General features: G+C 70.4%; 10 protein-coding genes. 6 read left to right on the forward strand and 4 right to left on the reverse strand.

Annotation, left to right across the window (positions count from 1 at the left end; translation table 11 throughout):
* Nucleotides 1-63 precede the first annotated feature (63 nt).
* Genes ACFO27_RS15145 through uvrA form a run of 3 tightly spaced genes read right to left on the reverse strand, consistent with a single transcriptional unit; the run spans nt 64 to nt 7738 of the window.
* A complete protein-coding gene (locus tag ACFO27_RS15145; protein ID WP_376818098.1) occupies nt 64-828 on the reverse strand; it encodes an aminotransferase class IV in 765 nt (254 codons plus the stop codon).
* On the reverse strand, nt 825-2063 hold the full coding sequence (gene pabB, locus ACFO27_RS15150; protein WP_376818099.1) for an aminodeoxychorismate synthase component I: 1239 nt from the start codon (nt 2061-2063) through the stop codon (nt 825-827). Before pabB ends, ACFO27_RS15145 begins: the two co-directional genes overlap by 4 nt.
* A gap of 2 nt (nt 2064-2065) precedes the next feature.
* Nucleotides 2066-7738 carry an excinuclease ABC subunit UvrA gene (gene uvrA, locus ACFO27_RS15155; RefSeq protein ID WP_376818100.1) on the reverse strand — a complete coding sequence of 1891 codons (5673 nt, stop codon included), beginning with the start codon at nt 7736-7738 and terminating at the stop codon, nt 2066-2068.
* Nucleotides 7739-7948: 210 nt separating this feature from the next.
* Here uvrA and ACFO27_RS15160 point away from each other — a divergent pair, with 210 nt between their 5' ends.
* The 3 genes from ACFO27_RS15160 to ACFO27_RS15170 all read left to right on the forward strand — a co-directional run bounded on the left by ACFO27_RS15160 (nt 7949) and on the right by ACFO27_RS15170 (nt 9843).
* On the forward strand, nt 7949-8509 hold the full coding sequence (locus tag ACFO27_RS15160; protein ID WP_376818101.1) for a YceI family protein: 561 nt from the start codon (nt 7949-7951) through the stop codon (nt 8507-8509).
* 111 nt (nt 8510-8620) lie between these two features.
* Entirely contained in the window at nt 8621-8749 is a 129-nt protein-coding gene (locus ACFO27_RS15165) for a hypothetical protein (RefSeq protein ID WP_003803595.1), read from the forward strand.
* Nucleotides 8750-8877: 128 nt separating this feature from the next.
* Entirely contained in the window at nt 8878-9843 is a 966-nt protein-coding gene (locus ACFO27_RS15170) for a glycosyltransferase family 2 protein (RefSeq protein WP_376818102.1), read from the forward strand.
* Nucleotides 9844-9922: 79 nt separating this feature from the next.
* Here ACFO27_RS15170 and ACFO27_RS15175 read toward each other — a convergent pair whose 3' ends face one another.
* Nucleotides 9923-10381, reverse strand: coding sequence for a hypothetical protein (locus tag ACFO27_RS15175; protein WP_376818103.1), 459 nt, complete (start codon nt 10379-10381; stop codon nt 9923-9925).
* Nucleotides 10382-10559: 178 nt separating this feature from the next.
* Between ACFO27_RS15175 and ettA the strand changes: the two genes are divergently transcribed.
* The 3 genes from ettA (at nt 10560) to ACFO27_RS15190 (ending at nt 13217) form a co-directional block, all read left to right on the forward strand.
* Nucleotides 10560-12233: an energy-dependent translational throttle protein EttA gene (gene ettA / locus ACFO27_RS15180; protein ID WP_376818104.1), complete on the forward strand. Its 1674-nt coding sequence runs from the start codon at nt 10560-10562 to the stop codon at nt 12231-12233.
* A 22-nt stretch (nt 12234-12255) separates the two neighbouring features.
* Complete coding sequence (locus ACFO27_RS15185; RefSeq protein WP_376818105.1) at nt 12256-12813, forward strand: isochorismatase family protein; 558 nt, start codon at nt 12256-12258, stop codon at nt 12811-12813.
* A gap of 176 nt (nt 12814-12989) precedes the next feature.
* Nucleotides 12990-13217, forward strand: a complete 228-nt coding sequence (locus ACFO27_RS15190; protein WP_376818106.1) for a glycine zipper 2TM domain-containing protein — start codon at nt 12990-12992, stop codon at nt 13215-13217.
* Nucleotides 13218-13428 lie beyond the last annotated feature (211 nt).

Raw genomic sequence — 13428 nt, forward strand, 5'->3', positions numbered from 1 at the left:
CTCGTCCACGTCGCGCCTTGCAAGGCGCTCCGATTCGATAGGCATGACATGATCCGCAAGGGATCATTTCATGTCCGATCTCATCCAGCCGCGCAGGGCGTTCGACACTCGTAAAGCAGGGGCCTGGCGCAGGTCGGCCAGGCTCAGCCGGGCTTCGCGCACGGCGCCTTCGTCCAGCAGGGCCTGGCGCCGCACGCCGGGCAGCAGGCCGCTGTCCAGGGGCGGCGTCAGCCAGGCGCCGGCCGTGTCCTGGACGTAGATCGTGCTGCGGCTGCCTTCGCACACGTTGCCGGCGGTATTGCAGAAAATCAGGTCGAAATACTCGGGATGGGCTTGCAGCCATGCCTGCGCCGCCGCGAATCGGGGGCGGTGGGTGGTCTTGTGCCGCAGCCAGGGATCGCCGGCGTCCAGCACGGCGTCCGGCCCCAGGACGTCCGCCGCCAGGGCGATGCGCGCGGGTTCGGGCGTCGGCGGCAGCGGCGCGGATTCCAGGGACAGCCGGCCGTCGGCCGCCAGCAGCAGGCGCAGGCGCTGCGGCGCGCCGTCCGTCAGCCCCCGGATCCGCTCGGCCAGCCAGCCGTCCAGGGCCGCCGCGTCCAGCGGGTAGCCCAGGATCAGGGCCGACGTTCGCAGCCGCGCCCGGTGGCCGGGCCAGAGCGCGACGCGGCCCTGTTCTAGGCGCATGGTCTCGATCAGGTCGGGGGCGACCCGCAGGATCTCGGCGGCGGAGGGCGCGGGCCGGTCCGCGGCTGCGGGAGACGCGGATGGGTGGGGGTTCGCAGGGGAGGCGGCCGGGTCGGCTGCCGGGCCAGAGGCCGGGCGGTTCATTCCGGGTTCAGGACGCGGGCTTTCCACAGACATTCCTCCCATTCGTCGTCGGCGCGGGAATCGTATACGATGCCGCCGCCCACGCCGAACTCGGCCCGGCCGCCGCGCAGTTCGATGGTGCGGATGGCGACGTTGAGGGAAAAATCCCCGTTGGGCGCCAGCCAGCCCACGCTGCCGCAATAGATGCCGCGCCGGCGCGCCTCCAGCGCGCGGATGGCCCGCATGGCGGCGATCTTCGGCGCCCCGGTGATGGAGCCGCAGGGGAACAGGGCGCGCAGCACTTCGTCCAGCGGCACGTCCGGCGCCTCGGCCTCCACGGTGGAGGTCAGCGTCCAGACTGAGGGATAGGCTTCCAGGCTGAACAGGGCCGGCACGCGCACGCTGCCGGGCACGGCGACGCGGCCCAGGTCGTTGCGCAGCAGGTCCACGATCATCAGGTTCTCCGCGCGGTTCTTGGCGCTGCGTTGCAGCGCCTCGGCGGCCTGCCGGTCCCAGGCCGGATCGGCGTGGCGCGGGGCGGTGCCCTTCATTGGCCGCGCGCGCAGGCGCGCGCCCTCGCGGGCCACGAACAGCTCGGGCGACAGCGACAGCACCCAGCGCTCGCCGTCGCGCACGCAGGCGGCGTGGGCCACGGGATGCCGCTCGGCCAGCCAGGCATAGGCTTGCGCGGGGTCCAGGCCCGAGGGCCAGTCCAGGCGCAGCGGCAGGGTGTAGTTGATCTGGTAGTAGTCGCCCCGGGCGATGCCGGCGCGGATGGTCTCGATGGCCCGCGCGTGGCGTTCGCGGGACACGCCCGGCCGTGGATTCGGCCGCCACGGCCGGCCGAGGGCGTCGGCCAGTCCGTCCGGCGCGCGTCCGCCGCCGGGGCCGCCCGCGTCCTCCGCGCCGCCCGCCGCATGCGCCGGCCCCGTCCCGGCCGGCCCCCCGCAGGCGCCCCATTCGGCGCGGGCGTGGACCAGCGCCGTCAGGCGGGGCTGGGCGTCGCGCGCGTCCTCGTCCGCCGGATCGGCGGCGCCCGGCGCCAGCCATTCGCCCAGTTCGTAGTCCAGCAGCAGGGCCACCCAATGGCCCGCGCGCCGGGCGGCCTCGATGGCGTCCCAGGCGGCGGGCAGCTCGGCGCGGCGGTGGACGGCGATGCGCGCCACCGAATCGAGCAGCCGCAGCGACCGGCCGGCCAGCCGGTCCTCGAACAGGCAGGTGGAGCACTCCGGTCCGGGGGCCGGAGATCCGCGCACGGTCACCTGGCCTCCAAGGCGTCGCGCGCGCGCCGGGGCGCCAGGAACTCCGCCAGGATGCGTCCGGTGTGGGTGTCGCCCGCGGCGCAGAGCTGCTCGGGGCTGCCCTGGGCCACCACGCGGCCGCCTTCGTCGCCGCCCTCTGGACCGAGGTCGACGATCCAGTCGGCCTCGGCGATGACGTCCAGGTTGTGCTCGATGACCACCACGGTGTGGCCGGCGTCGACCAGCCGGTGCAGCACGCGGATCAGCTTTTCCACGTCCGCCGTGGACAGGCCCACGGTGGGCTCGTCCAGCACGTACAGGGTGTGCGGGACGCGCGAGGCGCGGCCGGTGCGCAGCACGCCTTCGTCCAGGTGGGCCTTGGTCAGTTCGGTGACCAGCTTGATGCGCTGGGCCTCGCCGCCGGACAGCGTGGGCGAGGGCTGGCCCAGCGTCAGGTAGCCCAGGCCCACGTCCTGCATCAGCTGCAGGGCGCGGGCGATGCGGCGATGCGCGGAGAAATGGCCGATGGCGTCGTCGACTTCCATGCGCAGCACGTCGCCCGCGCTGCGGCCGTTCCATTGCACGCCCAGGGTTTCCTGGTTGAAGCGCGCGCCGTGGCAGGCGTCGCACGGCACCTTCACGTCCGGCAGGAAGCTCATCTCGATGGTGCGCATGCCCTGGCCCTCGCATTCGGGGCAGCGGCCGTCGCCGGTGTTGAAGGAGAAGCGCGAACCCGTCCAGCCGCGCAGCCGCGATTCGCGCGTGCCGGCGTAGAGCTTGCGGATGTCGTCCCAGAAGCCCACGTAGGTGGCCGGGCAGGACCGGGGCGTCTTGCCGATGGGCGTCTGGTCGACCTCCAGCACCCGGTCGATGGCCTCCCAGCCGCGGATCGTGCGGCAGCCCTGCCAGGACGAGCCCGTCGCCTGGCCGCCGACGCGGCGGGCGAGGTTGTCCAGCAGCACGTCGCGCGCCAGGGTGGACTTGCCCGAGCCCGACACCCCGGTGACGACGTTCAGCCGGCCCAGCGGGATGCGCGCGTTGGCCTGGCGCAGGTTGTGCAGGCCGGCGTCCACGATCTCCAGGCCGGGCGTGCCGGCGTCGACGGCGCGGCGGCCGTTCATGGGGTGGACCAGGGGTTCGCGCAGGTAGCGTCCGGTGACCGAGGCCGGGTTGCGGGCGATGTCCTCGACCGTGCCCTGGGCGACCACCATGCCGCCGCGCACGCCGGCGCCCGGCCCGATGTCGATCACGTGGCCGGCGCGGCGGATGGTGTCCTCGTCGTGCTCGACCACCACCAGGGTGTTGCCGTTGCCTTCCAGCCGGGTCAGCGCGTCCAGCAGGATGCGGTTGTCGCGCGGGTGCAGGCCGATGGTGGGCTCGTCCAGCACGTAGCACACGCCCTGCAGGTTCGAGCCCAGCTGCGCGGCCAGGCGGATGCGCTGGGCCTCGCCGCCCGATAGGGTGGGGGCGGCGCGGTCCAGGGCCAGGTAGCCCAGCCCCACCTCCATCATGAAGTCCAGGCGGCCGCGGATCTCGGTGAGGATGTCGCGGGCGATCTCGGCCTCGCGCCCCTGGGCGCCCAGGCCCAGGAAGAAGCGCTGGGCGTCGCTGACGGGCATCGAGGCCAGTTCCGCGATCGAGCGGCCACGCCAGCGGAAGGCCCGCGCCACGCGGTTCAGCCGCTGGCCCTGGCACTGGGAGCAGGGTTGCGGCAGGCCGGTGGCCTCGTCCAGCCAGACGGATTCTTCGCCGGTCTGGTCCTCGGTGAAGCCGGTGAGCTGCAGGCCGGTGCCGTAGCAGCCCGGGCACCAGCCGTGGCGCGAGTTGTAGGAGAACAGGCGCGGATCGGGCTCCGGGAAGCTGGTGCCGCAGTTCGGGCAGGCGCGCTTGATGGAAAACGTCAGCAGGCGCGGGTCGGGGGCCAGGCCGGCGGCGCGGCGCGCCTCGATCGTGGCCGGGCCGGGCGCGGTCAGGCCGGCCAGCACGCGGAAGCTGCCGTGGCCCAGCGCCAGGGCGGCGCGCACGGCTTCGCGCAGGCCGGCCTCGTCGCGCACGTCCACGATCAGGTCGCTCACCGGCAGCTCGATGGTGTGTTCCTGGTAGCGGTCCAGGCGCGGCCAGGGGCTGACCGGGATGAAGGCGCCGTCCACGCGCAGGTGGGTGTGGCCGTGCGAGGCCGCCCACTTCGCCAGGTCGGTGTAGTAGCCCTTGCGCGCCACCACCAGCGGCGCCAGCAGGCCGATGTGCTCGCCTGCGTGGTCGCGCAGCAGCTGCGCGACGATCTGTTCCGGCGTCTGCGGCGCCACGGGGACGTCGCAGTCCGGGCACATCTGGGTGCCCAGGCGCACGTACAGCAGGCGCAGGAAGTGGTGGATCTCCGTCATGGTGGCGACGGTGGACTTGCGTCCGCCCCGGCTGGTGCGCTGCTCGATGGCGACGGTGGGCGGGATGCCGTAGATCGCGTCCACGTCCGGCTTGCCGGCCGGCTGCACGATGGCGCGCGCGTAGGCGTTCAGGGATTCCAGGTAGCGCCGCTGGCCCTCGTTGAAGAGGATGTCGAAGGCCAGGGTGGACTTGCCCGAGCCCGACACGCCGGTGACAACCGTGAAGGCGTCGCGCGGGATGTGCACGTCGATGCCCTTCAGGTTGTGCTCGCGGGCGTTCAGGATGTGGATGTCGGGGCTGGCCGACGCCGCCGGCAGGCGCGGCGCGGGTTCGTTCAGGATCAGCGCCGGATGGTCGATCTGCCGCGCATAGTCGGACAGCGCCCGGCCGGTGTGCGAATCCGGGTGGCGCATCAGGTCGTCCGGCGTGCCTTCGGCGACGATGCGGCCGCCCTGGTCGCCGCCTTCCGGCCCCAGGTCCACGACCCAGTCGGCGGCGCGGATCACGTCCAGGTTGTGCTCGATGATCAGCAGCGAATGGCCGGCGGCCAGCAGCTTGCGGAAGGCCCGCATCAGGCGGGCGATGTCGTCGAAGTGCAGGCCGGTGGTGGGCTCGTCGAACAGCAGCAGGCTGCCCTTCAGCGCCCCCTGGGGCGCCCGCGAGCGCGCGGCCTCGGCCAGGTGGCCGGCCAGCTTCAGGCGCTGGGCCTCGCCGCCCGACAGGGTCGGCACGGGCTGGCCCAGGCGCACGTATTCCAGGCCCACGTCGGCCAGGGGCGCCAGGCCCCACTGCACGTCGCGCAGGCCCTTGAAGAAGTCCAGCGCCTCGCTCACGGTCATGTCCAGGACCTCGTCGATCGAGGCGCTGCGGCCCAGGTGCTCGATGCGCACTTCCAGGACCTGGGGGCGGAAGCGGTGGCCGTCGCAGTCCGGGCAGCGCAGGTACACGTCCGACAGGAATTGCATTTCGACGTGTTCGAAGCCGGTGCCGCCGCAGCCGGGGCAGCGGCCGTCGCCGGTGTTGAAGCTGAAGGTGCCGGCCGTGTAGCCGCGCTCCTGCGACAGCGGGGCGGCGGCGAACAGCTTGCGGATGGCGTCGAAGGCGCCGACGTAGCTGGCGGGGTTGGAGCGCGCCGTCTTGCCGATGGGCGTCTGGTCCACCATCACCACGTCGGCGATGCGCTCCGCGCCCAGCAGGGCGGCGTATTCGCCGGGCGCCTCGGTGGCGCGGCCCAGCCGCTTCAGCAGGGCGGGGTAGAGCACGTCCTGCACCAGGGTGGACTTGCCCGACCCGGACACGCCGGTCAGGCACACCAGCCGGCCCAGCGGCAGGGAAAAGTCGATGCCTTGCAGATTGTTGGCGCGGGCGCCCTGCAGCAGCAGGCGCGGGGTGCTTTCCTGCACCGGCAGGGGGCGCGGCGCCTCGATGCGCATCCGGCCGCCGAAGTAGCGGCCGGTCAGCGTGTCGGCCGCGGCCAGCTCGGCCGGCGTGCCGTCGAAGACGATGTGCCCGCCGCGCTCGCCCGGCCCGGGGCCGATGTCGAGGACGCGGTCGGCGGCGATCATGACCTGCGGATCGTGCTCCACCACGACCAGGGTGTTGCCGTGGTCGCGCAGCCTGTGCATGACCTGGACGATGCGGTGGATGTCGCGCGGGTGCAGGCCGATGGACGGCTCGTCCAGCACGAACAGCGTGTTCACCAGGGACGTGCCCAGGGCGGTGGTCAGGTTGATGCGCTGGACCTCGCCGCCCGAGAGGGTGCGGCTCTGCCGGTCCAGCGACAGGTAGCCCAGGCCGACGTCGCACAGGAAGCGCAGGCGGGCGCGGACTTCGTCCAGCAGCTCGGTCAGGGCGTCGTCCAGCGAACGGCCCAGTTCGACGCGGTCGAACCAGTCGCGCACCCGCTCGATGGGCAGGCGCATCAGGTCGTGCAGGCCCAGGCCGGGCAGGGCCGCCAGCTGCTCCGGCGTCCAGCGCGCGTGCGCCGGCAGGAAGCGGGGCGCGCCGGGGATCGGATCGCGGTCCCGCCCCAGGCGCCACAGCGTGGCGTCGGGCTTGAGCCGCGCGCCCTTGCAGTGCGGGCAGGGCGTGTAGCTGCGGTACTTGGACAGCAGCACGCGCACGTGCATCTTGTAGGCGCGCGATTCCAGCCAGTCGAAGAAGCGCTGCGCGCCGTACCACTGGTGCTTCCAGGCGGACGGCCCGCCCTTCCAGTCGGGCGCGCCGCCGATCACCCAGCCGCGTTCCTCGTCCGTCAGGTCGCGCCAGGGCACGTCCAGGCGCACGCCCGCCCTGGGGGCGTAGCGTTCCATCTCGACCTGGCATTCCTTGTAGCTGGCGGTCTGCCAGGGCTTGATCGCCCCGCCGCGCAGGCTGCGGGTCTCGTCCGGCACGACCAGACCGTAGTCGATGCCCATCACCCGGCCGAAGCCCCGGCAATGCTCGCAGGCGCCCAGCGGGGAATTGAAGGAGAAGGTGCTGGGCAGCGGCGTGCCGTAGTCGATGTCGCAGTGCGCGCAGTGCAGGCCGGCGCTGAAGCGCCATTCCTCCTCGCCCTCGTCGAACAGGGCGTGGACGCTGAGCCGGCCGTTGCCCTGGCGCAGGGCGGTTTCCAGGGCCTCGTCCACGCGCGCCGATTCCGCGTTGCCGAGGCGGAAGCGGTCCTGCACGACGTGCAGTACGCGCCGGCCGGCGTCGCCCGCCTTGCGCTTGCCGGCCGCTTTTCCAGCGGCCTCGGGCGCGGGGGCCGGATCGTCCTGGCGGTGGATGCGCGTGTAGCCCTGCTGTTCCAGGAAGCCGCGCACTTCGTCCTCGGTGAAGTTGGCGGGCACCGACACGGGGAAGGTGATCACCAGTCGGGGATCGCGGGCGGCGCACAGGCCGTCCAGCTGGCGCCGGATGCTGGCGGGGTCGTCGCGCGTCACCGGCCGGGCGCAGCCGCGGCAATGCAGGTGGCCGGCGCGGGCGTAGAGCAGCTTCAGGTGGTCGTTGAGCTCCGTCATCGTGCCCACGGTGCTGCGCGAATTGCGCACCGGGTTGACCTGGTCGATGGCGATGGCGGGCAGGATGCCTTCGATGCGGTCGACCTGGGGCTTGTCCATACGGTCCAGGAACTGGCGCGCGTAGGGCGAGAAGGTCTCGACGTAGCGGCGCTGGCCTTCGGCGTACAGGGTGTCGAAGGCCAGCGAGCTCTTGCCGGATCCGGATACGCCGGTCACCACCAGGAGTTCCCCGGTGCGGATCGTCAGATCCAGGTTCTTCAGGTTGTTCTGGCGGGCGCCGAAGATGCGGATGGGTGCGTTCATCCCGCCATCATAATCCGGCGCGCGGCGTCCTTGCGATGCGCGCAGCAGGGGCATGTTCCAGGGCCCGCGGCCGGGCCGGCGGAAGCCGCCCGGCTTGATCCGCGTCAGAGATCGGGACGGCGGGAAGGTCCGCCGGCGCCGTCCCATTCCTACAATCTTCAGGATGAAGCCGGGCCTGTCCCGGCCCTTCTGGAAAACTGGAGAATCGCCATGAAACGTCTGCTCGCCCTGTCCCTGCTGTGTGCCGCCCCCGTCCTGGTCCAGGCGGCCGACTACAAGACGGATGCGGACCACACCTTCGTCTATTTCGAAGCCCTGCACAACGGCACGTCCACGGTGCGCGGCCGTTTCGACACGGTCGAGGGCGACGTGGTCTTCGACCGCGAAGCCAAGACGGGCCGGGCGGACATCCGCATCGACATCAAGTCGGTCAGCACGGGTTCCAAGGGCTTCGACGAACACCTGCTGGGCGGCGATTTCTTCCAGGCCGGCCAGCACCCCGAGGCCCGCTTCGAGTCCACCGCCTTCCGCTTCGAGGGCGACTTGGTGCGGGCCGTGGAAGGCAATCTGACCCTGCTGGGGCAGACCCATCCGGTCAAGCTGAACGCCGTCCGCTTCAACTGCTACCAGAACAAGCGCCTGAACCGCGAAGTCTGCGGCGGGGATTTCCGGACCGACATCCAGCGCAGCCAATGGGGCATGAAGTTCGGCCTGCCCGGCATCCCCGACACCGTGCGCCTGCAGATCGAGATCGAAGGCGTGCGCCAGTGAATCGAAGGGGCGGGGGCCGCGGTTTCCGGCAGGCGCCCGCCGGCCTTTGGTGAAACTTTGCTAAAATAGCGTGTTTTGCTTTCAAAGCCCGCCTTACACCAGGAGATCCACATGGCAGAAATCAAACGCACGCGGCGCAACACGCTGGAGCGCCGTTGCCTTGGCAAGGCCTTCAAGCGTCTGTTCGTGCGCGCGCCCAAGGGCGTCTTCAAGATGCTGGAAAAGGTCAAGCGCGTCTGATCGTTCGACGCCGGCCAGCCGTATTGTTTATATACAATTCGGCATCAGGGAAAACCACGGACCCGGCGGTCCGTGGTTTTTTTTGCGGCTATCATGGGTAGATCGGAAACAAGGAGGAGCCCTCCGGCATGGCTTGCTGGCGTCATCTGTTTTCCGTCGTCACGCCCACCTACAACCGCGCGCATACGCTGGAACGAGTGTACCGCTCGCTGCGGGAGCAGTCCTTCCAGGACTTCGAATGGGTCGTCGTGGACGATGGTTCGACGGATGCCACCCGGACCCTGGTCCAGGGATGGCAGCAGGAAGCCAGTTTCCCGATCCGTTACGTCTGGCAACCCAATCAACACAAGAAAACAGCTTTCAACAACGGGGTGCGGCACGCCCAGGGCGAATGGCTGGTGGCCATCGACAGCGACGACGAGCTCGATCCCAACGCCCTGTACCACATGGCCGGCGTCTGGGAACAGATCCCGCCCGCCCAGCGCGGGCGCTACGTGGCGATCACCGGCCTGTGCGCGCGGCCCGACGGCCGCGTGGTGGGCGACATGTATCCCCGGGACGTGATGGACGTGTCCTCGCTGGACATGACCTTCCGCTACCATGTCCGGGGCGAGAAATTCGGCTGCCTGCGCACGGACGTGCTGCGTCAGTTCCCCTTCCCCGAGGACATCCCCGGTTTCGTGCCTGAAAGCCTGGTCTGGCGGGCGATCGCCCGGGCCGGCTACCTGACCCGCTTCGTCAACCAGGTGTTTCGCGTGTACCACGACGATGTGGGCGGCCTGTCGCTCGAGGGGCGGTCGGCCGACAGCGGCCGCCACGCGCTGGGCCTGTGGCTGCTGGCGCACGATACGGTGGAATATTGCCTGGACTGGTTCCGCTACCAGCCGGCCTCGTTCTTCGGCGCGGCGATCCGCTACACCCGCTTCGGCCTGCACCTGCGCGCGCAGCGCATCGCCCGTCCCGCCGGGCGATGTCTGAGCCGCTGGGCGTCGCGCCTGCTGGTGGCCGCCATGTGGCCCGTCGGGGCGGCGCTGTACGTGCGCGACCGCCTGCGTGACGCGGCGGCGCGGGCCAAGCACCCGGTGACGATCTGACGGTCGACGGGGCGGGCGCCCCGCCCGCGGCCTCTCTGCGCGCCGCGGCTGGCAAGCCGCTCCGATGCGCCCGCGCGGGTCAGTCCGCGGGGGCCGGCCCGTGTCCGGGCTCATCCTCGTCTTCATCGTCCGGGGGCGCCTCGGCTTCCCGCAGATCGAAGGGCAGCAGATCCGCCAGCGTATCGGTCCACGCGACTTCCTCGCCCTGGGCGTCCACCTTGATGTAGCGCACGCCTTCCAGGTCCGACAGCTGGACGGCCCAGAGGAATTCGCAATCCACCGCCTGGCCGTCGCTCAGGTCCAGGCCGCCGCTGTTGCCCAGGAAGCGCGCCCCGGGGCCGCCCGCCTGGACGCGGGGCTTGTCCTCGTCCGCGTCCTCGGGGGCCAGCGGCAGGGCGAACAGCGCCCATTCGTAGCCTTCGTCGGGCTCGGACACGATTTCGGCGACCACGGGCCTGCCCAGCCAGGCGCACAGCGCGTCGGCCGTGCGGCCCAGCAGATCGGCCTCGGCCGGGGTGAATGCGAGGGGTAGGGTCATGGCGGGAAGAGGGAGGATGGCTGATGATCGGCATTGTACGGCCCGGGTGCCGGCCGGACGCATCCCGGCCCTCCCCGCGGTCGCGGGACATCCCGTCCCGGCCCATCCGCCGTCCGTCCGGCCTACAATCGGGGCTTTGCGCGGCCGAATCCTTCGGCGCGCCTTACACGGTCGAGACATGGCACAGTACGTCTATTCCATGAACCGGGTCGGCAAGATCGTGCCGCCCAAACGCCAGATCCTGCGGGACATCTCCCTGTCCTTCTTTCCCGGCGCCAAGATCGGGGTCCTGGGCCTGAACGGCTCGGGCAAATCCACCCTGCTCAAGATCATGGCCGGCGTGGACAAGGACATCGAGGGCGAAGCCGTCCCCATGGCGGGCCTGCGCATCGGCTACCTGCCGCAGGAACCGCAACTGGACCCCGATCATACCGTCCGCCAGGCCGTCGAGGCCGGCCTGGGCGAAGTCTTCGAGGCCCGCAAGCGGCTCGACGAGGTCTATGCCGCCTACGCCGAGCCCGACGCCGATTTCGACGCCCTGGCCGCCGAGCAGGCCGAACTGGAGGCCGTCATCGCGGCGGCCGCCACCAGCGGCAGCGACGACATCGAGACGCAGATGGAAATCGCCGCCGACGCCCTGCGCCTGCCGCCCTGGGACGCCGTCGTGGGCCGCCTGTCCGGGGGCGAGAAGCGCCGCGTCGCCCTGTGCCGCCTGCTGCTGTCCAAGCCCGACATGCTGCTGCTGGACGAGCCCACCAACCACCTGGACGCCGAATCGGTCGAATGGCTGGAAGTCTTCCTGCGCCAGTTCCCCGGCACCGTCGTGGCCGTCACCCACGACCGCTATTTCCTGGACAATGCGGCCGAATGGATCCTGGAACTGGACCGGGGCCACGGCATCCCCTGGAAGGGCAACTACAGCTCCTGGCTGGAACAGAAGGAAGACCGCCTGAAGCAGGAAGAGGCCGCCGAATCCGCGCGCCAGCGCACCATCAAGAAAGAACTGGAATGGGTGCGGCAGAATCCCAAGGGCCGCCAGGCCAAGGCCAAGGCACGCCTGGCGCGCTTCGAGGAACTGTCCTCGCACGAATACCAGAAGCGCAACGAGACCCAGGAAATCTTCATCCCCGTGGCCGAGCGCCTGGGCAACGAGGTCATCGAATTCCGCAACGTGTCCAAGTCCTTCGGCGACCGCGTGCTGATCGACGATCTCAGCTTCAAGGTGCCTCCGGGTGCCATCGTCGGCATCATCGGCCCCAACGGCGCGGGCAAGTCCACGCTGTTCCGCATGATCGCCGGCCAGGAAACCCCGGATGCCGGCGAGGTGGTCCTGGGCCAGACGGTGAAACTGGCCTACGTGGACCAGTCGCGCGATTCCCTGCCGGACGACAAGACCGTCTTCGACGCCGTCTCGGACGGCGCCGACCTGCTGACCGTGGGCCGCTTCGAGATGCCCGCGCGCGCCTACCTGGGCCGCTTCAACTTCAAGGGGGGCGACCAGAACAAGCACGTCGGCAAGCTGTCCGGCGGCGAACGCGGCCGCCTGCACCTGGCCAAGACCCTGATCGCGGGCGGCAACGTGCTGCTGCTGGACGAGCCGTCCAACGACCTGGACGTGGAAACCCTGCGCGCCCTGGAAGACGCCTTGCTGGAATTCGCCGGCTGCGTGCTGGTGATCAGCCACGACCGCTGGTTCCTGGACCGCATCGCCACCCACATCCTGGCCTTCGAGGGCGATTCGCAGGTGGTGTTCTTCGACGGCAACTACCAGGAATACGAGGCCGACAAGAAGGCCCGCCTGGGCGAAGAGGCCGCCCGGCCGCACCGCCTGCGCTACAAGGCGTTGAAATGAAACGCCGCGATTGGAGTACGCCATGAAATACGTGGATGTGAACCAGGCCTTGCTGACGGCCGGCACCAGCCTGCTGCTGGTGGTGGACATGCAGGAAAAACTGCTGCCCGCCATCCGCGACACCGATGCGCTGCGCGGCCGGGTCGCGCGCCTGGCCCAGGCCGCGCGCCTGCTGTCGGTGCCGGTCTGGGCGACCGAGCACTGGCCGGCCAAGATCGGCGCCACCCATCCCGATCTGCTGGCGCACGTCGACCGGGTCGTGGCCAAGACCCATTTCGACGCCTGCCGCGAGGCCGATTTCCTGGCGGACTGGCCCGCGGGCCGCACGCGGGTGTTGCTGACGGGCACCGAGGCCCACATCTGCGTGTTACAAACCGGCCTCGGGCTGGCACGGGCCGGTTTCCAGCCCGTGCTGGTGTCCGACGGCATCGGCTCCCGCCGCGAACCGGATGGGTCCGCCGCCTGCGAGCGCTGGCGCCACCACGGGCTGGAGACCGTGACGTCCGAAATGGCGATCTTTGAATGGCTCGAAACCCCGGCGCATCCCGCCTTCCGGGACGTGCTGGCCCTGGTGAAGTGAGACGCGATACCGCGCGGCGCCATTGTTACAAGTTACAAGTATCGACATCATGACTCACACCTTTTTCGGTGTCCGGCGCTTATAAAGGAGTCAGGACGCCGACGCGGCATCCTCCGGAGCTTGCCGGGGGCGCCAAGGCATGGATCATCACGCGGTACACGAGAAGGAGAACCATCATGACGATCGGGACATTCGGAAAAATCGGCGCGGCCCTGACGCTGGCGGCGGCCATGGCCGGCTGCTCGTCGTGGGACAACATGAGCCATCGCCAGAAATCGGCCGTCACGGGCGCGGGCCTGGGCGGCGTGGCGGGGGCCGTCATCACCAACGGGGGCATTCTGGGCACGGTGGGTGGCGCCGCCATCGGCGGCGTCATCGGCGATCAGGTCGGCAAGAACCGCTGATTGCCATTCGCCTTCACGGTTGCGATGGGCGCCCTTCTTCGGAGGGGCGTTTTTTTTCGCCCCGGGTTCCGGCGCTTGACTTCAAACGGGCTTTTCTCTTAAATTCAAACGATCGTTTGAATTTCGATTCGACGGCTCGAAAAACCCGAAGAGCCGACCGGCGTCCGGTCCGGCTTCCATTCGGGGCCGCCGCGATCGCCCTCGACAATCC

This window comes from Castellaniella denitrificans (assembly GCF_042653765.1).
In the GTDB taxonomy this organism is placed as follows: Bacteria; Pseudomonadota; Gammaproteobacteria; order Burkholderiales; family Burkholderiaceae_B; genus Castellaniella; species Castellaniella denitrificans.

Bases quoted from the DNA above. Each gene is read 5' to 3' on its own strand.
- ACFO27_RS15145 (WP_376818098.1), bottom strand. From the start codon at position 828: ATGAACCGCCCGGCCTCTGGCCCGGCAGCCGACCCGGCCGCCTCCCCT.
- uvrA (WP_376818100.1), bottom strand. From the start codon at position 7,738: ATGAACGCACCCATCCGCATCTTCGGCGCCCGCCAGAACAACCTGAAG.
- ACFO27_RS15160 (WP_376818101.1), top strand. From the start codon at position 7,949: ATGAAACGTCTGCTCGCCCTGTCCCTGCTGTGTGCCGCCCCCGTCCTG.
- ACFO27_RS15165 (WP_003803595.1), top strand. From the start codon at position 8,621: ATGGCAGAAATCAAACGCACGCGGCGCAACACGCTGGAGCGCCGTTGC.
- ACFO27_RS15170 (WP_376818102.1), top strand. From the start codon at position 8,878: ATGGCTTGCTGGCGTCATCTGTTTTCCGTCGTCACGCCCACCTACAAC.
- ACFO27_RS15175 (WP_376818103.1), bottom strand. From the start codon at position 10,381: ATGACCCTACCCCTCGCATTCACCCCGGCCGAGGCCGATCTGCTGGGC.
- ettA (WP_376818104.1), top strand. From the start codon at position 10,560: ATGGCACAGTACGTCTATTCCATGAACCGGGTCGGCAAGATCGTGCCG.
- ACFO27_RS15185 (WP_376818105.1), top strand. From the start codon at position 12,256: ATGAAATACGTGGATGTGAACCAGGCCTTGCTGACGGCCGGCACCAGC.
- ACFO27_RS15190 (WP_376818106.1), top strand. From the start codon at position 12,990: ATGACGATCGGGACATTCGGAAAAATCGGCGCGGCCCTGACGCTGGCG.